This is a genomic window from Variovorax sp. Soil_C_26, from assembly GCF_057657075.1.
In genome coordinates this window covers 203752-224240 of record NZ_JBDGJC010000005.1, presented here as the reverse complement: position 1 = coordinate 224240, position 20489 = coordinate 203752, and the positions used below count along the sequence as shown (strand labels likewise).

At 68.6% G+C, this 20489-nt stretch carries 20 protein-coding genes; 8 read left to right on the top strand and 12 right to left on the bottom strand.

Going from position 1 to position 20489, the window contains the following annotated elements:
* Window positions 1–55: 55 nt before the first annotated feature.
* Window positions 56–952 carry a dihydrodipicolinate synthase family protein gene (locus AC3A6G_RS16770; RefSeq protein ID WP_487874104.1) on the bottom strand — a complete coding sequence of 299 codons (897 nt, stop codon included), beginning with the start codon at window positions 950–952 and terminating at the stop codon, window positions 56–58.
* A 108-nt stretch (window positions 953–1060) separates the two neighbouring features.
* On the opposite strand from AC3A6G_RS16770, the gene AC3A6G_RS16765 reads away from it, so the two are divergent.
* The 3 genes from AC3A6G_RS16765 to AC3A6G_RS16755 are packed head-to-tail and all read left to right on the top strand — an operon-like array spanning window position 1061 to window position 6035.
* Window positions 1061–4012 carry an FAD-dependent oxidoreductase gene (locus tag AC3A6G_RS16765; protein WP_487874103.1) on the top strand — a complete coding sequence of 984 codons (2952 nt, stop codon included), beginning with the start codon at window positions 1061–1063 and terminating at the stop codon, window positions 4010–4012.
* Between the two features lie 7 nt (window positions 4013–4019).
* Window positions 4020–5279: a M20/M25/M40 family metallo-hydrolase gene (locus AC3A6G_RS16760; RefSeq protein ID WP_487874102.1), complete on the top strand. Its 1260-nt coding sequence runs from the start codon at window positions 4020–4022 to the stop codon at window positions 5277–5279.
* Window positions 5280–5300: 21 nt separating this feature from the next.
* Window positions 5301–6035, top strand: a complete 735-nt coding sequence (locus AC3A6G_RS16755) for an amino acid ABC transporter ATP-binding protein (protein ID WP_487874101.1) — start codon at window positions 5301–5303, stop codon at window positions 6033–6035.
* Window positions 6036–6056: 21 nt separating this feature from the next.
* On the opposite strand, the gene AC3A6G_RS16750 is transcribed toward AC3A6G_RS16755, so the two are convergent.
* The gene (locus tag AC3A6G_RS16750) at window positions 6057–7583 is read right to left on the bottom strand and encodes a Fic family protein (protein ID WP_487874100.1); all 1527 of its coding nucleotides are present in this window, start codon (window positions 7581–7583) and stop codon (window positions 6057–6059) included.
* A gap of 156 nt (window positions 7584–7739) precedes the next feature.
* Between AC3A6G_RS16750 and AC3A6G_RS16745 the strand changes: the two genes are divergently transcribed.
* Complete coding sequence (locus AC3A6G_RS16745; RefSeq protein WP_487862391.1) at window positions 7740–9377, top strand: peptide chain release factor 3; 1638 nt, start codon at window positions 7740–7742, stop codon at window positions 9375–9377.
* Window positions 9378–9389: 12 nt separating this feature from the next.
* On the opposite strand, the gene AC3A6G_RS16740 is transcribed toward AC3A6G_RS16745, so the two are convergent.
* Genes AC3A6G_RS16740 through AC3A6G_RS16730 form a run of 3 tightly spaced genes read right to left on the bottom strand, consistent with a single transcriptional unit; the run spans window position 9390 to window position 12036 of the window.
* Window positions 9390–10193: an ABC transporter permease gene (locus AC3A6G_RS16740; protein ID WP_487862390.1), complete on the bottom strand. Its 804-nt coding sequence runs from the start codon at window positions 10191–10193 to the stop codon at window positions 9390–9392.
* 14 nt (window positions 10194–10207) lie between these two features.
* On the bottom strand, window positions 10208–10984 hold the full coding sequence (locus AC3A6G_RS16735; RefSeq protein ID WP_487874206.1) for an ABC transporter permease: 777 nt from the start codon (window positions 10982–10984) through the stop codon (window positions 10208–10210).
* 56 nt (window positions 10985–11040) lie between these two features.
* Entirely contained in the window at window positions 11041–12036 is a 996-nt protein-coding gene (locus AC3A6G_RS16730) for an ABC transporter ATP-binding protein (protein ID WP_487874099.1), read from the bottom strand.
* Between the two features lie 95 nt (window positions 12037–12131).
* On the opposite strand from AC3A6G_RS16730, the gene AC3A6G_RS16725 reads away from it, so the two are divergent.
* The 3 genes from AC3A6G_RS16725 to AC3A6G_RS16715 all read left to right on the top strand — a co-directional run bounded on the left by AC3A6G_RS16725 (window position 12132) and on the right by AC3A6G_RS16715 (window position 13552).
* Complete coding sequence (locus tag AC3A6G_RS16725) at window positions 12132–12959, top strand: HAD-IIB family hydrolase (protein WP_487874098.1); 828 nt, start codon at window positions 12132–12134, stop codon at window positions 12957–12959.
* A gap of 79 nt (window positions 12960–13038) precedes the next feature.
* A complete protein-coding gene (locus tag AC3A6G_RS16720) occupies window positions 13039–13314 on the top strand; it encodes a BrnT family toxin (RefSeq protein WP_487874097.1) in 276 nt (91 codons plus the stop codon).
* A 1-nt stretch (window position 13315) separates the two neighbouring features.
* Window positions 13316–13552 (top strand): BrnA antitoxin family protein, encoded by a 237-nt coding sequence (locus AC3A6G_RS16715; protein ID WP_487874096.1) that lies wholly within the window; start codon window positions 13316–13318, stop codon window positions 13550–13552.
* Window positions 13553–13671: 119 nt separating this feature from the next.
* On the opposite strand, the gene AC3A6G_RS16710 is transcribed toward AC3A6G_RS16715, so the two are convergent.
* The 5 genes from AC3A6G_RS16710 to AC3A6G_RS16690 are packed head-to-tail and all read right to left on the bottom strand — an operon-like array spanning window position 13672 to window position 17516.
* Window positions 13672–14451 carry a cyclase family protein gene (locus AC3A6G_RS16710; protein WP_487874095.1) on the bottom strand — a complete coding sequence of 260 codons (780 nt, stop codon included), beginning with the start codon at window positions 14449–14451 and terminating at the stop codon, window positions 13672–13674.
* Between the two features lie 60 nt (window positions 14452–14511).
* A complete protein-coding gene (locus tag AC3A6G_RS16705; protein ID WP_487862385.1) occupies window positions 14512–14937 on the bottom strand; it encodes a RidA family protein in 426 nt (141 codons plus the stop codon).
* A complete protein-coding gene (locus AC3A6G_RS16700; RefSeq protein WP_487874094.1) occupies window positions 14934–15917 on the bottom strand; it encodes a Bug family tripartite tricarboxylate transporter substrate binding protein in 984 nt (327 codons plus the stop codon). The genes AC3A6G_RS16705 and AC3A6G_RS16700 overlap by 4 nt, the downstream gene beginning before the upstream one ends.
* A gap of 19 nt (window positions 15918–15936) precedes the next feature.
* Window positions 15937–16380 (bottom strand): hypothetical protein, encoded by a 444-nt coding sequence (locus AC3A6G_RS16695; RefSeq protein WP_487874093.1) that lies wholly within the window; start codon window positions 16378–16380, stop codon window positions 15937–15939.
* Window positions 16377–17516 (bottom strand): aminotransferase class V-fold PLP-dependent enzyme, encoded by a 1140-nt coding sequence (locus AC3A6G_RS16690; protein WP_487874092.1) that lies wholly within the window; start codon window positions 17514–17516, stop codon window positions 16377–16379. Before AC3A6G_RS16690 ends, AC3A6G_RS16695 begins: the two co-directional genes overlap by 4 nt.
* A 35-nt stretch (window positions 17517–17551) precedes the next feature.
* Between AC3A6G_RS16690 and AC3A6G_RS16685 the strand changes: the two genes are divergently transcribed.
* The gene (locus AC3A6G_RS16685; RefSeq protein ID WP_487874091.1) at window positions 17552–18241 is read left to right on the top strand and encodes a Crp/Fnr family transcriptional regulator; all 690 of its coding nucleotides are present in this window, start codon (window positions 17552–17554) and stop codon (window positions 18239–18241) included.
* Window positions 18242–18352: 111 nt separating this feature from the next.
* Here the strand turns inward: AC3A6G_RS16685 and AC3A6G_RS16680 are convergent, their stop codons facing one another.
* Both AC3A6G_RS16680 and AC3A6G_RS16675 read right to left on the bottom strand, forming a co-directional pair.
* Complete coding sequence (locus AC3A6G_RS16680) at window positions 18353–19324, bottom strand: tripartite tricarboxylate transporter substrate binding protein (protein WP_487862380.1); 972 nt, start codon at window positions 19322–19324, stop codon at window positions 18353–18355.
* A 137-nt stretch (window positions 19325–19461) separates the two neighbouring features.
* The gene (locus tag AC3A6G_RS16675; RefSeq protein ID WP_487874090.1) at window positions 19462–20433 is read right to left on the bottom strand and encodes a Bug family tripartite tricarboxylate transporter substrate binding protein; all 972 of its coding nucleotides are present in this window, start codon (window positions 20431–20433) and stop codon (window positions 19462–19464) included.
* Window positions 20434–20489 lie beyond the last annotated feature (56 nt).

Sequence of the window (20489 nt, the reverse complement as noted above, 5' to 3'; positions counted from 1 at the left end):
CGAACGGGTAGCGAACTGGGAAACGTGAAGCAACGGCTGGCGTTCCGGCGCGGCCTCAGGCGCGGATCGAATCCAGCAACCCGAGCCGGGCGAGTTCTTGGCGCAGATCCGCGGCGTCGGCTTCGGGCAGCGGCAGGCGCGGCGCGCGCGGCTGGCCGACCGGCAGGCCCATCATCGTGAGGCCGTCCTTCGAGGCCGCGACATAGCGGTGGCCGCCGACCCAGCGAACGATCGGCAGCATCTCCTTATAGAGCGCGAGCGCCGCGGGCATGTCGCGCTCGTCGGCCACCAGCTCGAACAGCCGCGCCGACATCCTCGGGATCAGGTTGGAGCACACCGCCACCCAGCCCTGCGCGCCGAGCCAGAACGACTCGTAACCCAGGATGCCGGCAAACACCGTCATGCGGTCGCCGCAGAGTTCGATGATGTCGCGCACGCGTGTGACCTCGAGCGTCGACTCCTTGATGTACTTGCAGTTGTCGATGCGCGAGAGGCGCGCCACCAGCTCGGGCTTGAGGTCGACGTTGGCCGTGGCCGGGTTGTTGTAGACCATGATCGGAATGCCGATGGCCTCGCCCACCTTGCGGTAGTGCGCGAACAGCTCGTCGTCGGTGGGGGTGCTGTAGAAGGGCGGAATGATCATTACGCCGTCGGCGCCCATGGTCTCGGCCTCGCGGCTCAGCCGCACGCATTCGTCAGTCCACTCCGCACCGGTGCCGATCAACACCGGCACGCGTTTTGCTGCCGTCTCCACGCACGTCTCGATCACCAGCTGCCGCTCATCGGGCGTGAGCGACAGAAATTCCCCGGTGCTTCCCAGAGGGATCAGGCCGTGGATGCCCTCTTCGATCTGCCAGTCGACCAGCTTGCGCAGCGCCGGAACGTCGACACCGCGGCCATCGGCGGTCATGGGGGTAATGAGCACCGTGTAGGTGCCGCGAAACGCTGTCATGGGGCGTGTGTCCTTCGGAAGTCGGGGTAACTCGGTATTTGTATACGTCGAGTATACGTATACACTCGATCGCGTCAACGCCCTTCTTGTTCTCGCTTCCCCTAACCCATGCCCGCCCGACTGCACCATTCCTCGATCACCCCGGCCGGCCGCCCCGTGCGCTTCTGGTACGACGGCGCGCCGGTCGACGGGCTGGAAGGCGAGACGATCGCGGCCGCGCTGGCCGCCGGCGGCCACAAGGCGCTGCGCCACACGCGCGCTGGCGAACGCCGCGGTCTCTATTGCGGCATGGGCGCGTGCTTCGATTGCCTGGTCACCGTCGACGGCATGGCCAGCCAGCGCGCCTGCCTCACGAAAGTCGCCGACGGCCAGCAGGTGCGCTCGGCGCAGCCCGCCGGCACCGCCGAGGACCCGCTGCGCCCGCTCGCCCCCGAGGCCCACGCGCAACCGGCGCGCCTGCAGGTCGATGTGCTCGTCGTCGGCGCGGGCCCGGCCGGCCTGTCGGCGGCGCTGGCCGCGCGCCGTGCCGGGGCCCAGGTGCTGGTGCTCGACGAGCGCCTGCAGTCCGGCGGCCAGTTCTACAAGCCGCTCGCGCCTTCGCACGCGGCCGCCACACCGGCGGACCGCCAGTTTGCGCAGGGCCTGGCGCTCGAACGCGAGGTCCGCGCGGCCGGCGTCGACATCCTCCAGGGCGCGCAGGTGTGGGCCGCGTTCTCCGCGCAGGAAGTGGCGGCCATCGTCAATGGCCGCGCCACCGTGGTCGACTGCCGGCAGTTGGTGATCGCGCCTGGCGCCTACGAACGCCCGGTGCCGTTTCCCGGCTGGACGCTGCCCGGCGTGATGACCACGGGCGCCGGCCAGACGCTCGCGCGCGCCTACCGCGTGGCGCCGGGCCGCCGTGTCGTGATCGCGGGCAACGGCCCGCTCAACCTGCAGCTCGCGGCGGAACTGCTCGCGGGCGGTGCCGAAGTGGTCGCGGTGCTCGAATCGGCCGCGCGCCCAACTGCACGCCAGTGGCGCGAACTGCTGGCCGCCGCCCGCACTGCCCCCGACCTGCTGCGCGACGGCTGGCGCTACCTGCGCACGCTGCGTGCGCACGGGGTGCCGCTGCTGTGGGAACACACGGTCGTGGCGGCCGAGGCCGCCGCCGGCGAGGGCCTGCGTGCAATACAGATCGCGCGCATCGACGCGAAGGGCCGGGCGATGCCAGGGACCGAGCGGCAGCTCGATGCCGACACGCTGTGCCTGGGCTTTGGCTTCATCCCGTCCACCGAACTCGCGCGCATGCTGGGCTGCACGCACCACGTGAACCCGCGGCACCTGGGCTATCTCGCCACCGTCACGCAGGAAGACGGCGCGACGAGCCTGCCCGGCGTGTTCGTGGTCGGCGATGGCGCCGACCTGGGCGGCTCGCGCGTGGCGCTGGCCCGCGGCACGCTGGCCGGCACCGCGGCGGCGCGCAACCTGGGGCTGCAGGCGGGCGAGCCCGGCGAGGCGCGCCGGCAACTGCAGCGGGCCGAGTGCTTCCAGCAGGCGCTCTGGTCGCTCTATGCGCCGCCGCCCGTCTCGCTGGCCGCGGTGCCCGACGACACGTTGCTGTGTCGCTGCGAGGAAATCAGCTTCGGCTCCGTGCGCGAACAGATCCGCGCGGGCGCCGACACGCTGGCCGCGCTCAAGCGCAACACGCGGCTCGGCATGGGCCGCTGCCAGGCGCGCTATTGCGCCGCCACCGCGGGCCGCCTCGTCGGCGAACTCACGGGCCGCGCGCCCGAGGCCGAACAGTACTTCGCGCCGCGCCCACCGGCCAAACCCGTGCCGGCCGGCGCGCTCGGCTTCGAGAAGCCCGAGTGGGGCGGCCACAAACCCGCCATCACGCCGAACCTTGCGCGCCCCGTCACGGAGGCGCCGTTCGAGGCGCTGCGCACCGACGTGCTCGTGATCGGCGCGGGCGTGCTGGGCGCCTGCCTCGGCTATTACCTCTCGAAGGCCGGGCAGGACGTGACCGTGGCCGACCGCGACGACATCAACCTGCAGGCCTCGGGCGCCAACGCGGGCAGCCTGCACGTGCAGCTGCTCTCGTTCGACTTCGGCGCCAAGGCGCAGCAGGGCGGCGGGCCGGCCGCGGCCACGCTGCCGCTCGGACCGATGTCGGTGCGGCTGTGGCAGGAGATCGAGGCCGACTGCGGCGAAGACCTCGAGATCAAGATCACCGGCGGCCTGATGGTGGCCGACAGCGAGGCCGGCATGCGCTTCCTCGAGGCCAAGGCGGCACTGGAGCGCAGCCATGGCATCGATGCACAGGTGATCGACGGCAACGCACTGCGGCGCATCGCGCCGGCCCTGTCGGGCGCGCTGCTCGGCGCCGAGCTGTGTCCGATGGAAGGCAAGATCAACCCGCTGCGCGCCACCTACGCGGTGGCGCGGCGTGCGCAGGCGCAGGGCGCGCGCCTGCTGCGCGGCTGCGACGTGCAGGGCATCGAGGCGCGGCCGGGCGATGGCGCGGGCTATGTGGTGCGCACCTCGCGCGGCACCATCCATGCCGGGCGCATCGTCAACGCGAGCGGCGCCTGGTCGAGCACCATCGGCCAGATGCTCGGCGTGGCGATCCCCGTCAAGGGCGCGCCGCTGCAGATGATCGTGACCGAGCCCGCGCCGCCGCTGGTCAACCACCTCGTCGCGCATGCCGACCGCCACCTGAGCCTCAAGCAGGCCGCGAGCGGCGGGCTGATCGTCGGCGGCGGCTGGACCGCGGCCTTCGCCGAGGACATGCGCCTGAACCGCGCGGTGCGCGACAGCATCGAAGGCAACCTCTGGGTAGCGCGCCATGTGCTGCCCGCGGTGCGCGGCCTGCACGTGGTGCGCTGCTGGGCCGGCATGAACGTCAACATCGACGGCGCCCCGATCCTCGGCGAGGTGCCCGGCCACCCCGGCTTCTTCAACGCCGTCACCTCCAACGGCTACACGCTCGCGCCGATCGCGGCGCGGCTGGTGGCTGACCTGCTCGTGCACGGTCGCACCGACGTCGACCTCACGCCTTTCCTCATCGACCGCTTTCTCTGACGACCGCATGACCACCCTGACCGACACCTCCCCGGCGCGCGCCACGCTGCGCGACTTCATCGACACGCATTTCGACGAACAGGTGCGCACCCTCGCCGAACTGGTGCGCTGCCCTTCGGACAACCCGCCCGGCGACTGCGCGCCGCATGCCGAGCTCACGGCCGGGCTGCTCGAGGCGATGGGCTTCGAGGTCGAGCGCCATGCCGTGCCGGCCGAATTCGCGGCCGCGCACGGCATGCGCAGCGCCATCAACCTGATCGTGCGCGAACGCTTCGGCGAAGGCGGCCCCGTGGTGGCGCTCAACGCGCACGGCGACGTGGTGCCGCCCGGCGCGGGCTGGAGCGTCGACCCCTACGGCGGCGAAGTGCGCGACGGCTGGCTCTACGGCCGCGGCGCCGCGGTGTCGAAGTCGGACTTCACCACCTACGCCTTCGCGCTGCGCGCGCTCAAGCACCTGGCCGCCTCGGGCACCGCACTGGCCGGCGCGGTCGAGCTGCACCTGACCTACGACGAGGAAACCGGCGGCATGACCGGCCCCGGCTGGATCCTGTCGAAAGGCCTGAGCCAGCCCGACTACGTGCTGTCGGCCGCCTTCTCGCACCACGTGGTGGTGGCGCACAACGGCTGCCTGCACCTCGAGGTGACGCTGCGCGGCACCTCGGCGCATGCCGCGCGGCCCGACACCGGCCATGACGCGATCGAAGCCGCGGCCACGCTGCTGCCCGCGCTCTACCGCTACCGCGACGGCCTCGCCGCACACCCCTCGCGCACGCCCGGCATCGGCCATCCCACGATGGTGGTCGGCCTGATCGAGGGCGGCATCAACACCAACGTGGTGGCCGACAAGCTGAGCCTGCGCATCGACCGCCGCATCGTGCCCGAGGAATCGCCCGAGGCCGTCGAGGCCGCGCTGCGCGAGGTGATCGAGGCGGCCTGCCGCGGCCTGCCCGGCATCTCGGTGGAGATCCGCCAGATCCTGCTGGCGCGGCCGTTCGCGCCCGCGCCCGGCGCCGACGCTTTTGCCGCGCTGGTGTGCCGCGAGGCCAGCGAGGTGATGGGCAAGCCGGTCACGCCGATCGGCGTGCCGCTCTACACCGACGCGCGCCTCTACAGCGAGGCCGGCATCCCGACCGTGATGTACGGCGCCGGCCCCGAGTCGCTGCTCGAGGCCAACGGCCACCGTGCCGACGAGCGCGTGCCGCTCGACGACCTGCGCCGCGCCACCTGCGTGGTCGCCAACGTTCTCCATCAACTGCTCGCGCGCTGAAGCACTGCGCAGGAACCCGCCATGATCGACATCAGCCACGTCAACAAGCACTACGGCGCCTTCCAGGTGCTGACCGACTGCACCACCCAGGTCCGCAAGGGCGAAGTGGTGGTGGTCTGCGGGCCTTCGGGCTCGGGCAAGTCCACGCTCATCAAATGCGTCAACGCGCTGGAGCCGTTCCAGAGCGGCAGCATCACCGTCGACGGCGTCTCGGTGGGCCACCCCAAGACCGACCTCAACAAGCTGCGCGCGCGCGTGGGCATGGTGTTCCAGCACTTCGAGCTCTTTCCGCACCTGTCGATCGAGGAGAACCTCTCGATCGCGCAGCAGAAGGTGCTGAAGCGCTCGGCCGGCGAGGCGCGCACCGCCACCATGGCGCTGCTCGAGCGCGTCGGCATGCGCGCCCATGCGCACAAATACCCCGGCCAGCTCTCCGGCGGCCAGCAGCAGCGCGTGGCCATTGCGCGCGCGCTTGCGATGAACCCGGTCGCGATGCTGTTCGACGAGCCCACTTCGGCGCTCGACCCCGAGATGGTCAACGAGGTGCTCGACGTGATGGTCGAGCTCGCACGCGAGGGCATGACGATGATGTGCGTCACCCACGAGATGGGCTTCGCGCGCAAGGTCGCGCACCGCGTGATCTTCATGGACCAGGGCCGCATCGTGGAGGACTGCCCGAAGGAGGAGTTCTTCGGCAACCCGGCGGCGCGGTCGGACCGGGCGCAGCAGTTCCTGTCGAAGATCCTGCAGCACTGACGCGGAGGCTGCGCCGATGGGCTAAGGCGCTTTGCCGGCGGCCACCAACTCGGCAAGAAGTGCTGCGAACGGCCGGATGTCCCGCCCGACGCTCGCTGCCTCGAGCGCGGCCATGTAGCGGGTCCGCTGGGCCAGCGGAATGATGGCCCATGGATACCCGCCCGATGCCAGCATCGCATTCATGAGGAAGCGGCCCATGCGTCCATTGCCGTCGAAGTACGGATGGATGTTCACGAAGAAGAAGTGGCCGAGCACGACCCGCACCGAAGCTTCCGGCTCCTCGCGCAGGAGATCGAAGAAGGCGGGCATCAACGCCCGCACGGCTTCGCTGCGCGGCGGCACATGCATGGACTGGCGAATGAACACGGGCCCGCTGCGATAGCCCGCGAGATCCGCAGGCTTCAGGATGCCTGCCGCGACGCTGGGGCCGAACATCTCCCTGTACCAGGTGCCGTGGTCGGCTTGCGCGGCCTCCCCTGCGTTCAGCCCTTGCAGAATCCGGCCCAGCGTTTCCTTGATCTTCTGGAAGGCCTGCCAGTAGCCACGGGCCGCCAGTGCGTCCCGATGCGCGCGGTCTGCCGCGGTGTCGGGGTTCCAGCTGCCGGAACGCACGCGCTCGATCAGTTCGGCGCTGACCCGGTAGCCCTCGATGGAGAGGGAGTTGTACGCGTCGGCCACGTAGACGTCTTCCACCTGGCGCAGATACGCCGCGGCGTCGACGGGCAGGCCGGGCGCACGCGGAAAGCGCTCCAGCACGGGCCCGCGCATTTCTGCCCAGGACATGCGCAGCCGGTTGACGGAGGGAGATGTTTCCCGCTGTCCGATCGCGACCGACGGGCGGTCGTTGAAGGGATCGGTTTCGTTGACGGTGTAGCCAGCCGTGCGCATCGTCGCGGTGATCGTCTCCGCAATCGGGTCGCGGCCGATGTTGCGGAAGGCGCCGGCGAGCCGTCCGGCGATGCTGCTGTGTCCCCCGTCGAGCAGGCGCGCCAGAACGTCGGAGGCATCGGCAATCATGGCGAGTGCTGCCCGCATCTCGACCGCGTGCGCCGCGAAGTGCCCGGGCGCGCAGGCAACCAGGGCCGTGGGCAGGCGCATGAGACGCAGGCCGTCCACCACCTCGATGTCTCGGGCAGCGGGAACTTCGAGGCGCAGGTCGAAGATCGACGTGTCGTGCAGCAGCCCGGTCGGCTTGTTGCCGCCGCGTGTCGCGCGCACGAGGAGCTGACGCGGCACGTCCCAGTTGCCGGTATGCAGCGCGACGGAATGCTCTGCGCCGAGGCACCAGTCCTCCCCGAACCGCTCCGTCAGGTAGGCTGCGCAGAAGGGCCAGAACGAGGCATACCAGTCGGTGCTCTCCCCGGCCGCGCCGTCAGGCCTGGCCGGGACATACCAGCCCTTCATCACTTCACGGATGAAGCCATTCCTGAGCAGGCGCTCCCGATGAACGCGCGTCAGGTCGGAGGCTCGAATGGCGACCGCCCGCGTGTCCTGTAGTGCCTTCAAGGCAGCGAGGGACTGGGCGAGCTTGTCTGCGGGCGTTGCCATTGTTAGGGAATTCTGCTTCGTGATAATTAGGTTTTATTGTTGCACGAATTCTAGGTTTTGATGTCAAGTAATTTTTAGGTTATTATGCTGCATTGCTCCCCTGGAGCAGCTTTGAAAACGCGCACAACTGTGTGCACACAGACAAGAGAGTGATCAATGGCTCACGGCCCATTCACTGATGAAGTCAGGCGCAGACGGACGTTTGCCATCATTTCCCACCCCGACGCCGGCAAGACCACGCTGACCGAGAAGCTGCTGCTGTTCTCGGGCGCGATCCAGATCGCCGGTTCGGTGAAGGCGCGCAAGGCCTCGCGCCACGCCACCTCCGACTGGATGGAAATCGAGAAGCAGCGCGGCATCTCGGTGGCCTCGTCGGTCATGCAGATGCTGTACCGCGACCACGTGATCAACCTGCTCGACACGCCCGGCCACAAGGACTTCTCCGAAGACACCTACCGCGTGCTCACGGCCGTCGACTCGGCGCTCATGGTGATCGACGCGGCCAACGGCGTGGAGGCGCAGACGCGGCGGCTGATCGAGGTCTGCCGCCAGCGCGACACGCCGATCATCACTTTCGTCAACAAGATGGACCGCGAGGTGCGCGAGCCGCTCGACATCCTCGACGAGGTGGAGCGCGAGCTCGGCATGCCCTGCGTGCCGATGACCTGGCCCGTGGGCCAGGGCAAGAGCTTCCGCGGCATCATGAACCTGCGCACGCAGGCGATGACGGTGTTCGAATCGGGCAGCGAGCGGCTGCCGCACGACTTCGAAACCATCCCGCTGAGTGAACGCGACACCCTCACCAAGCGCTTCGGCGCCGATTTCGAGTCGGCGATGGAAAGCATGGAGCTCGCCACCGGCGCCTCCCCCACCTGGGACCGCGAGGCTTTCCTGGCAGGCAAGCAGACACCGGTGTTCTTCGGCTCCGGCGTCAACAACTTCGGCGTGATGGAAGTGCTCGAGGCGCTGGTCGACCTCGCGCCCTCGCCGCAGTCGCGCACCAGCACCACGCTGGTCAACCGGCAGCCGGTCGTCAAGGAGATCCAGCCCGAGGACCGCGACTTCGCGGGCGTGGTCTTCAAGGTGCAGGCCAACATGGACGCCAACCACCGCGACCGCATCGCCTTCGTGCGCATGGCCTCGGGCAAGTACACGCCGGGCATGAAGCTCAAGGTGCAGCGCACCGCCAAGGAGCTGCGGCCGACCAGCGTCGTCACCTTCATGAGCCAGCGCCGCGAGGCGGTGGAAGAAGCCTACGCGGGCGACATCGTCGGCTTCACCACGCACGGCGGCGTGCAGCTCGGCGACACCATCACCGACGGCGCGTCGCTCCAGTTCACCGGCCTGCCGTTCTTCGCGCCCGAGCTCTTCATGACCGTGATCCTGAAGAACCCGCTGCGCACCAAGCAGCTGCAGCAGGGCCTGGCCCAGCTCGGCGAGGAAGGCGCGATCCAGGTGTTCCGCCCCGAGATCGGCGGACCGATGCTGCTCGGCGCCGTGGGCCAGCTGCAGTTCGAAGTGGTGCAGCACCGCCTGAAGGCCGAGTACGACGCCGACGTGCGGCTCGAAGGCTGCCAGTACACCGGCGCGCGCTGGATCACGGCCGACGCGCCGCCCGAGCTGCGCGAGTTCGTCAACGCGTACCCGCAGCGCATGGCGAAGGACGCGGCCGACACGCTGGCCTTCCTGTGCACCTCGCCCTACGACGTGCGGCTGGCGCAGGAGCGCTTTCCGAAGATCCACTTCCATCCGCTGCGCGAGCATGCGGGGTTGGCGCTGCAGAACGCCGGGTAGCCTGCTCTTTGTTCAGCTGCCGGTGGAAGCGTAGCGGCGCAGGCCCACGCGCCACGCGCCGAACGCCGCCGCAAGGAACACGAAGCCCGCGAGCGGCGAGACCCAGCCCAGCCACGGCGGCGCGCCGAGCGGATCGGGCTTGCCGAGGATCGCGAGCACCGGGTAGTAGGCGACGCAGGCCAGCGGCACGATGAAGGTCAGCACGCGGCGGAACCACTGCGCATAGAGCGCCAACGGATATTGCGCCGCCTGCACACCGCCATAGGTCAGCACGTTGGCGAGCTCCAGGCTTTCGACGGTCCAGAACGACAGCGTGCCCTGCAGCACGAGGATGCCGAGGAACAGCGCCACGCCGCCGGCCAGCGCAAACAGCGCCACCGCCACCGCATCGGGCGTCCAGCCGATGCCCGTCTGCGCGGTGCCGAGACCCAGCACCAGCACGCCCTGCAGCAGGCGTCCCAGGCGGCTGATGCGGAAGTCGTGGCCCATCAGTTGCAGCACCAGCGGCCGCGGGCGCAGCAGCAGCCGGTCGAAGGCGCCGGTGCGCAAGAACTCGGTGCCCAGCACGTCGAAGCCGCGCCCCAGCGCATCGGCCACGGCGAACATGCAGTTGACCAAGCCGTAGAACACGGCGACTTCGCCGAGGGTCCAGCCCTGCACGTCGCCGAAGCGGTGGAACAGCGCCCAGACCGCGACCACCTCGATGCCGGTCGCGAGGAACTGCCCCAGCGTCAGCATCAGCGCCGACGCCGGATAGCGGGCCTGCCCGGCGAGCGAGGCGCGCACGAGGCGCAGGAAGAGCGCGGTCGATCCCATCGCTTCAACGCCCCTCAGCCGCCCTGCACTTCAAGGCTGCGCATCGTGCGGTGCATCGCCCGGTGGCCGATCGCGACCACCGCCGCGATCCAGAAGCACTGCAGGCCGAGCGCGGCCAACGCCTGCGGCCCTTGCACCATACCGAAATACAGCCGCGCGGGAATGTCGACGATGCCCGCAAAGGGCTGCAGCAGCAATGCCAGCTGCCACGCATCGGGCAGCAGCGCCAGCGGCAGCAGGTTGCCCGAGAACACGATGACCACCGGTGCCGCCAGCGCATTGATGCCGCGTTCGTTGAGCGCCGCCGCTGCCGCGATGTTGAGCAGCATCACCATCGACGTCGACAGCAGCAGCGCCAGCACCGCCGACGCGAGGAACGCGGCCGCGGCGGCCAGGCTCGCGGGCGGCTGCCAGGCCCAGTTGTCAAACCCGGCCAGAGGCAGCGCGACGGCCGCGAAGGCGGCCATCAGCGCCACGCGCGGCAGCACGCGCGCGGCGATCCAGCCAGCGCTGCGCGCGAACCACAGCGCATAGGCATCGACCGGGCGCAACCGGTCATAGGCCACGGCGCCGGTGCGCACCGCCTGCGCCACTTCGGGGTCGCCGAGCCACGGCAGCAGCGCGAGCAGGCCCTGCGCGAGCCAGGTGTAGGTCACGGCCTGGGCCAGCGACATCGGCGAGCCTGCGACTGCCGCGCCGCCATAGAACGCAGCGAGCACCATCACCTTGATGCCGCCCCACCAGCACTGCGTGGCAAAGCCCGCGAGCGCGGCGGTGCGGTACTGCAGCATCTGCAGGAAGCGCGACGCAAAAGCGGCCGCGTAGGGACGCGCGCGGGTCCGGAGGTTCACGCTTCGGCCGCTCCGTGCATGGCATAGAAGCGCGCGATCACGGCCTCGATCGGCAGGCCCTCGAGGCGGATGTCTTCCACGGCATGCGCGGCCGCGATGCGCGAAATCAGCGCGGGCGCGGCGGTCTTGGCCGGATCGAAGTCGAGCACCAGCGTCTGGCCGTCGCGCGAATGCACCCGCGCGCCGTCCACTTGCGCGGGCAGTTCCGCACCGGCAGCGAAATCGACCACCAGGCGCCGCTCGGCCAGTACCTGCGCGCGCAGCGCCTCCACCGGGCTGTCGGCCAGCACGCGGCCGTGGCCGATCACGATCACGCGCCGCGCCAGCGCCTCGATGTCGTGCATGTCGTGCGTGGTCAGGAGCACTGTGGTGCCGCGCTCGCGATTGGCACGGCGCACGAAGTCGCGCACCGCGAGCTTCGAGGGCGCGTCGAGGCCGATGGTGGGCTCGTCGAGAAACAGGATCTCGGGCTCGTGCAGCAGCGCCGCCGCGATCTCCGCGCGCATGCGCTGGCCGAGCGACAGCTGCCGCACCGGCTGGTCGAGCACGCGCTCGAGCTGCAGCACTGCAACCAGTTCGTCGCGCGTGCGGCGGTAGCGCGCGGCGTCCACGCGGTAGATGTCGCGCAGCAGGTCGAAGCCGTCGCCCACGGGCAGGTCCCACCAGAGTTGGGTGCGCTGGCCGAACACCACACCGATGCGCGCCACGTGGCGTTCGCGGTCGGCAAAAGGATCGCGCCCGTCGACCGTCACGCTGCCCCCGTCGGGCCGCAGGATGCCCGCGAGGATCTTGATGGTGGTCGACTTGCCCGCGCCGTTCGGCCCGATGAAGCCCAGCAGCTCACCGCGCTCCAGCGAGAACGACACGCCGGAGAGCGCCTCGACCGTGCGGTACCGGCGCTGCACCAGCCCGCGCAACGCGCCCATCACGCCCGGGTCGCGCTCGGAGATGCGGTAGGTCTTGCGGAGTCGGTCGACGGCGATGTGGGACATGGAAGCAGGCGGCGCACCGCCCGATGGCGCTGCGGGGGCGGGATGCTACACCACGAAAGCGCCGTAGGATCACGGCTCCCCACCGATTCACCGCCATGCAACCGCCGCCTCCCCTGCCCCCTTCGCCCCATCACCTGCTGTCGCTCAGGCAGTGGCCGACCGCCGCGCGCGCCAACCTGATGGGCGTGTTCACCGACATCGACGACACGCTGACAACCGACGGTGCGATCACGCCCGACGCGCTGCAGGCGCTTGCCGACCTCAAGGCCGCCGGGCTGCACGTGGTGGCCATCACCGGCCGCCCCGTGGGCTGGAGCGAGCCCTTCGTCTCGGCCTGGCCCGTGGATTCGATCGTGGCCGAGAACGGCGCGGTGGCGCTGCTGCCGCTTCCGGGCGGCAAGCTGCAGAAGCGCTACCAGCAGGACGCGGCGACCCGCGCCGCCAACTTCGCGCGCATGCAGGCCGTGCTCGCACGCATCGAGCGCGAGATCCCCGGCGCCCGGCGCGCCACCGACTCGGCCGGCCGCGAGACCGACATCGCCATCGACCACAGCGAGTTCGTGCAGCTCGGCGACGACACCATCGCGCAGGTGGTCGCCCTGATGCGCAGCGAAGGGATGCACGCCACCGTGAGCAGCATCCACGTCAATGGCTGGTACGGCGACAACGACAAGCTCGAGGGCGCGCGCTGGATCACGCGCGAACTCTGGGGCCGCACGCTCGACGACGAGATCGACCGCTGGGCCTACGTGGGCGATTCGACGAACGACCAGCTGATGTTCCGCAGCTTCGCGCACAGCATCGGCGTGGCGAACGTGGCGCGCTTCGTGCCGCAGCTGGAGCACCTGCCGCGCTATGTGACGCAGGGCGAGAGGGGGGCGGGCTTTGCGGAGGCGGTGCGGGCGGTGCTGGGGGCGCGTTGAGTCGGCGATCCAAAAGCCGAGAAACGCGGGCGCTGCTGCAGGACTTGCCAGGACTAGTTTTCGTAGCTACATTAACAATGTGCGAATCACCTACGACAAGGCCAAGCGCGAAGACACTCTGAACGAGCGAGGCTTGGACTTTGAAGACGCCAGGCACGTCTTCGCAGGGATGACATTCGAGGCCGTCGATCAACGCAGGGACTACGGCGAAAAGCGGATCATCTGCTTCGGGCTGCTTGAGGATCGACTTGTCGTGGTGGGCTACACGCCGCGTGGCGCGGATCGCCATGTCTTCAGCATGAGGAAAGCAAATGACCGCGAGCAAGCACGCATTGGCCCCATCCTTGGGCTCTGATATGAAGCGTGTCGAAAGACATGTCATTCAGCCGGCCGAGTACGAAGAGCTTCCCGAACTCACCGATGAAATGCTCGAGCGTGGCGTTGTCAATAAAGGAGGAAGGCCCAGATCGGAGAATCCGAAGAGGCTGATCTCCATTCGCCTGACCGAAGACGTCATTCAACGCTGGCGTGCCACCGGTCCGGGATGGCAGACGCGGATGGCGGAAAAGCTCAGTAGATTGGCGCCTAAATGATGCAGAACATTTCGCTCCATCGGACCACCTTAAGCGTCCACTGAGCTCGAACGTGTACCAGATCAAGTCGTTCGAATCCTGTTCGCGTTCGCTACTCGGGACCTCGGGAATTTCCCCCTTCAGTCTTCCACCAGCGCCAGCACCCGCAGCGGACTCCCCGACCCGCCCCGGATCTTCAGCGGCGCCGAAACAATCAGCGCGCCGGTCGGCGGCAACTGGTCCAAATTCCGCAGGCATTGCAGCCCATATTTGTTCGCGCCGTGCATCAGCGTGTGGCACGGGTACGCGATCGGCCAGCCATAGGACTGGCCCGCATCGGTGTTGATGGTCTCGACGCCGAAGCCGTGCACCCGTCGCTCGCCGATCAGCCATTCGACAGCCTGCTGCGTGGGCCCCGGCGTGTGCGCGCCGTCCTCGCGCATATTGACGAAGGCCGCCGGGTCGCCGACGCGGCGGGACCAATCGGTGCGAAGAAGCACCCATGCGCCTTCGGGGATGTGGCCATGCCGCGATTCCCAGGCCTGCAGGAACGGGACATCGAGCAGCCAGTCGTCGTTCTGCGCCACCTCGGCGCTGGCGTCGATCACCACCGCGGGCGCGATGAAGGCGCCCGGCTCGATGGTGTCGACCGTGTTGTGCGGATGGTCCTTGCCGGTGATCCAGTGCGCGGGCGCATCAAAGTGGGTGCCGGTGTGCTCGCCGCACGAAAAGTTGTTCCAGTACCAGCCCGGTCCCGCCTCGTCGTAATGGGAGATACGCTCCATCTTGAAGCCTGCCACCTGGCCGAACTGCGGCGGCAGCTGCAGCGCGGGGAAATCCTCGCTCAGGGTGTGCGTGAGGTCGATGGTGCGGACCGAACGGTTGCCCATGGCCTGGGCGAGTTGCGTGAGAAGGCTCATCGAAGGATCCTTGGCAAGAACAGTGAACAAGAACAACAAATGGATCGCCTGACCGCCGCTTCAGGCGGAATCCGGCGCGCCTCGGCGCCGCCGCGCAGTCACCTCGAGCTCGACCTTCGCCTGCGCCACCGCGAGCGGGCAGCACACGGTGGTGTTGGCGGGACGGTTCGCGCCGAGCCGGCGGCGCAGCACCTGGCTGACGGCCACCACGTCGCCGCGGTCGGGCACGTAGACGCGCACGCGCAGCACGTCGCCGAGATCGGACTGCGCCTCGGCCAGCGCCGCTTCGATGGTGTCGAGTGCCAACTCGCATTGCGCTTCGGCCGAGTCCGGAAATTCGCCGCTCGCGAAGTCCTGCCCGATGGTGCCGGACACCATGATCCAGTCGCCGTCGACCACGGCGCGCGAATAGCCGGCGAGTTCCTCGTACGGCGATCCGCTCTGGATGAAACGGCGGCCGGTGCCGGGTTCGTCGATGCTTTTCATACCGGCTTGAATCCGGTCTCGCGGATCACGCGGCCCCAGTGCGCCGTGGCATCGACCACCCATTGCTGCACCTCGCGCGCGGGCGCGGCCAGTACTTCGTTGCCCATGCGGGCCAGCTTCTCCTGCAGATCAGGCTGCGCGAGCACCGCCTTCACCGCGCCGTCGAACTGCAGCACGAATTCCTGCGGCAGCCCCTTCGGACCGAAGAAGGCCAGCCAGGGATTCTTGTCGACCCCCTTGAAGCCGAGCTCCAGAAAAGTGGGGATGTCCGGCGCGGTACGGCTGCGCTCAGTGCCGGAGCTGGCGAGGATGCGCACCTTGCCCGCGCGGTGGTGTTCGATCAGCTCGGTCATGGACGCGATGCCGATCGGCACCTGGCCGGCCAGCAGATCCTGCACCATCGGTGCGCCGCCCTTGTAAGGCACGGGGTTCACCGCCACGCCGAAGGAGCGGCCGACGATCTGGCCGATGAACTGCGGCACGCTGCCGGCAGCGGGGATGCCGTAGTTGGCCTCCTTCGGGTTGGCCTTCATCCAGGCGCCGAGTTCGGGCAGCGTCTTGACGCCGATGCGCGAGCTCACAGCGATCACGTTGTAGTAGGTGGCCACGCCGGCCATCGCGGTGAAGTCGGCCACGGGGTCGTAGCCCGCCGCGGCGATGGTGAGCGGCACGATCACCTGGGTGTGGTCGATCGACAGCATGATCGTGCCACCGTCGGGCGGTGCCGCCTTCAGCAGCTGCGCCGCGATCTGTCCGCCAGCGCCGGGCCGGTTTTCGACGATGAAGAGCTGCCCGTCCATGGCCTTGCCAAGGCGCTCGATCAGCGCACGCGCCACCACGTCGGTGGCGCCGCCAGGCGAGAAGCCCACGAGCACGCGGATCGGTCCGCCCGGGCGCTTCGCACGCGCCGGCAGCGGCGCCGACAACCAGGGCGCCAGCAGGGTGGCCGCGAGGGCCGGACCGAATGTTCGTCGTTGCATGATGTCTTCTCCAGGGTTGTCAAAGAGGGGCGGCGGGAGGTGGCAAAGCCTGCAGCGCCATCAATTGCGCTTCGATCAGCAAGACCTCCACCTCGTGGCAGCGCACCAGCCGCAGCCAGCGTGCATCGTCCATGCCAGGTGTGCGCTCCGCGTGCAGGCCGATGTGGCAGGCGGTTCCGTTGGAGGTGGGCTCGACCGTGGCGCGGATGCGCGGGACCAGCGTGGCCGCCGAATCGCCGACGTGGTAGGTCACGCCGAAGCCCTGCGCATCGGCCACGGGCCGGACCCACGCGGGCTGCCCATCGAACAGCGAATGGCCGCGCACCACGCCGTCGCCGACCGGCTCCGCCTGCCAGCAGCCCAGCGCCCAGCGGCCGAGCCGCAGGCCGTCGGCCAGGAACGCCTGCGCGCGCCCTGCCGTCACGCTGCACCGTACCGACGCGCAATGGGCCGTGGTCGTCATCGGGTCAGCTGCGCCAGCGCGCGCAGTGCGCCGACCACTTCGTCGGCCGTGTTGTAGAAGTGCGGCGCGATGCGCACCACGTCGTTGCGCGCCGAGACCACGTAGCCGGCCTTCAGCATCTGCGCTTCGAGCGCGGCCGAGTTGCCGGGCACGCGAATGGCCGTGTTGGCGCCCTTCACGGCCGGCAGCGCCGGGCTCGCGACCGACAGCCCGAGCTGCGCGGCTTCCTCGAGCGCCACGGCCGAGAGCCCGGCCAGATAGGACTCGATGGCCGGAATGCCGATCTCGTTGAGCAACGCCATGCTCGCGCGCGCCACGCTGGCGCACATCATGGGCGGCGTGCCGGTGTTGAAGCGCGCCGCGCCGTCGGCAAAGTCGAGCCCCGCGGGATCGAAGGCGAACGGGTCCACGCGGCCGAACCAGCCCGTGACCGTCGGCGTGAGCTGCTGCGCGAGTGCGGGCCGCACGTAGAGAAAAGCGATGCCGGGAATGCCGAGCAGGTACTTCTGCGCACCGGCGGCGAGCACGTCGACGTCTTGCGCGCGGACATCGATGTCGATAGCTCCCGCCGACTGGTACGCATCCACGAACTGGATGGCGCCGGCGGCGCGCGCGGCGCGGCCGGTGGCGGCGATGTCGACGATCTGCCCGTCGTAGTAGCAGGCCTGCGATACCGAGACCAGCGCGGTCCGCGCATCGATCGCCTCGACGATCCGGTCGGCGGCGCGAGCCTCGCCGGCCTGCGCCTGCACGAGGCGCACCTGCGCGCCGCGCGGCTGCTGCGCGAGCCACACGTGGCACAGCGACGGGAAGTCCAGCGTGGTGGTCACAACGGTGTCGCGCCCCGGTTCGAAGCGCAGCGTCGAAGCAATGCTCGAGGCCGCATCCGAGACGCTGCCGAGCACCGCCACGTCGTTCGCGTCCGCGCCGATCATCCGCGCGAACTCGGCGCGCGCCAGCGCCACCTGCTCCATCCAGTAGCCCCAGTCCGCGCCGCGGCGGACCCAGACATCGAGATAGTCGTCGATCGCCTGGCGCACCGGCAGGCTCAAGGCGCTCTGCGAGCAACTGGAGAGCTGGGCCGTGTGCGCCAGGATGGGAAAGAGCTTTCGGTAGGAAGAGAATGGATGTTTCATGAAACTGCCTTGCACCACGGCAAGGCCTTGGAGCGATGAACAAGACTGCCGACCCGGCGAGAACGCCCTCTGCGTGGATCGAACTGCCGCATTTCTGCTGGAAAGCGCTGACAGCCGCCGACGACGCACCTCTCGTGCGTTTCGGCAAGGGCGAGACCCTGTTCTTCCAGGGCGACCCCGTGCGCCACGTCTACGTGGTGGAAGAAGGCCGCGTGCGGCTGGTGCTGTTGTCGGCCGCGGGGCATGAGAAGCACATGGCGATCGTGGGAACGCACGGCATGGTGGGCGAATGCAGTGCCTTCCTGGACGGCAGGCATTCGGTGACGGCCGTGGCCTCGTCGGACGTGGTGGCGCGCCAGGTCGGGCGAGCGCAGTTGCTCCAATGCATGGAACGCGACGCTGCCTGCCTGCGCCAGGTGCTGTGGCTGGCCAACGTCAAGCTGCGCATACTCGCCAACCAGAACCTGCTGCTGAGCCAGGCCACCGCCGCACAGCGCGTGATCCATCACCTGGTGCAGCTTGCCGACACCTACGGCGAGCCGTCGACGGTCGGCACGGTGATCGGCATCGCCTTCACCCACCAGGAAATGGCCAACATCACCGGACTGAGCCGCGTCATGGTCTCGAACGTGCTGATCCAGCTTCAGGAGCAGGGTCTGACCAACAAAATCAATGCGCATTGCGTCATCCGTGACATCGAGGGGCTGCGACGGCGCGCCACCTGATGTGATGGCGTGCGCGCGTCGAACTGCGGGCGAGTCTAGGAAGACCGCGCAGTGCCGTATGTCAACGGGTTTACAAGCGGCGGAATTTCGGCATTCCGCGCGCCGCGTGGATCACTTCTCCTTCGCAAGCCCCAGCTTGTCGATCACCGCCTTCTCGCGCTTCACCGTGTCCCGCGCGAACTGGGTGTAGTCCGCCGAGCTCTTGTAGTCGGGCAGCATGTCGTAGCGGGCGAGCGCGGCCACGTAGCTCGGCTCTTCCATTGCCTGCTTGAAGGCATCGTGCAGCTTCTTCACCACCTCGGGCGGTGTGCCCTTGGGGGCGCCGATGCCGAACGGCGAGGTCTGCACGATGTTGTAGCCCAGCTCCTTCAGCGTGGGTGCATTCGGGAACTTGTCGAGGCGCTTCTCGCCCCAGGTGTTGAGTACGCGCAGCTTGCCCGACTCCACGTGCGGTGCAAAGCCCGTGCTGTCGGACACCGCCATGATCTGACCGCTGAGGATGGCGAACATCGCCTCGGAATTGCCTTTGTACGGCACGTGCTGCAGTTCGATACCGGCCTGCTGCGCAAGGATCTCGGTCGTGAGGTGCGGGCTCGTGAGGTTGCCGGTGGAACCGTAGGTGAGCTTGCCGGGGTTGGCCTTGGCGTAGGCGACGAAATCGGCCCAGGTCTTGAGCGGACTGTCGGTCGGCACCACGATGCCGAAGGCATAGCCGGTGACGTTGAGCACGTAGCTGATGTCCTGGAGCGGGTCCCAGTTGATCTTGGTGGTGTAGCCAATGCGGAACACGCCGAGCGGGATCTGCGCCAGGGTGTAGCCGTCGGGCTGCGCGATCTGCAGCGTCTGCGCCGGCAGGGTGCCACCAGCGCCGGGCTTGTTCTCGATGAGGACCGGCTGACCGAGGATCTTGCTCGCGTTGTCGGCGAGCTGGCGCATCGTGACGTCGGTCGGACCGCCGGCCGAGAAGGCGATGATCAGCTTGATGGGCTTGGCGGGAAAGTTCTGCGCCAGCGCTGACAAAGGCGAGGCGATCCCGCAAAGCGCGAGCGCTGCGGCACACAGAAGAGACGTTCGGCGAGACATGGCTTCCTCCTGAAGTATGAGAAAGCGCATTGGGCTCGCCTGCCACTGCCGCGGCAATCAGGGCTCGCCCTTGCCCTGTCGCGCATGCAACTCCAAAACGTTAGCAAGAAGGCTCCACGGCCTTCTTGCCTGTCTTCTTACTTCTGCTTCGCGAGCCCCAGCTTGTCGATCACCGCCTTCTCGCGCACGACCGTGTCCTGCGCGAACTTGGTGTACGTGGCCGAGCTCATGTAGTTGGGCAGCATGTCGTAGCGGTCCAGCGACGCGACGTAGCTTGGCTCTTCCATCGCCTGCTTGAACGCATCATGCAGCTTCTTCACCACCTCGGGCGACGTGCCCTTGGGAGCGCCGATGCCGAACGGCGAGTTCTGCACGATGTTGTAGCCCAGCTCCTTCAGCGTGGGCGCATCTGGGAACTTGGCCAGGCGCTTCTCGCCCCAGGTGTTCAGTACGCGCAGCTTGCCGGCCTCGACCTGCGGCGCAAAGCCGGTGCTGTCGGCGGCGGCCATGAGCTGGCCGCTGAGCACGGCGAGCATCAGGTCGGCGCTGCCCTTGTAGGGCACGTGCTGCAGTTCGATGCCGGCCTGCTGCGCAAGGATCTCGGTCGTGAGGTGCGGGCTCGTGAGGTTGCCGGTGGAGCCGTAGGTGAGCTTGCCGGGGTTGGCCTTGGCGTAGGCGACGAAGTCAGCCCACTTCTTGAACGGACTGTCGGTCGGCACCACGATGCCGAAGGCATAGCCGGTGACGTTGAGCACGTAGCTGATGTCCTTGAGCGGGTCCCAGGTCAGCTTGGTGGTGTAGCCGAGGCGGAACACGCCGAGCGGGATCTGCGCGACGGTGTAGCCGTCGGGCTGCGCGGTCTGCAGCGCCTGCGCGGGCAGGGTGCCGCCGGCGCCGGGCTTGTTGTCGATGATGACGGGCTGGCCGAGGATCTTACTGGCGTTCTCGGCGAGCTGGCGCATCGTGATGTCGGTGGGGCCACCGGCGGGGAAAGCGATCACCAGCTTGATCGGCTTGGCGGGAAAAGCCTGCGCCAGCGCCGACAGCGGCGAAAGGATTCCGCAAGCGGCGAGCGTTGCGGCACAACAGAGAAGGGAGCGGCGGGACATGGCAGATTCCTGAAGAAGAAACGGATGAAAATAAAACGAAAGCGCGCATTGGGCCC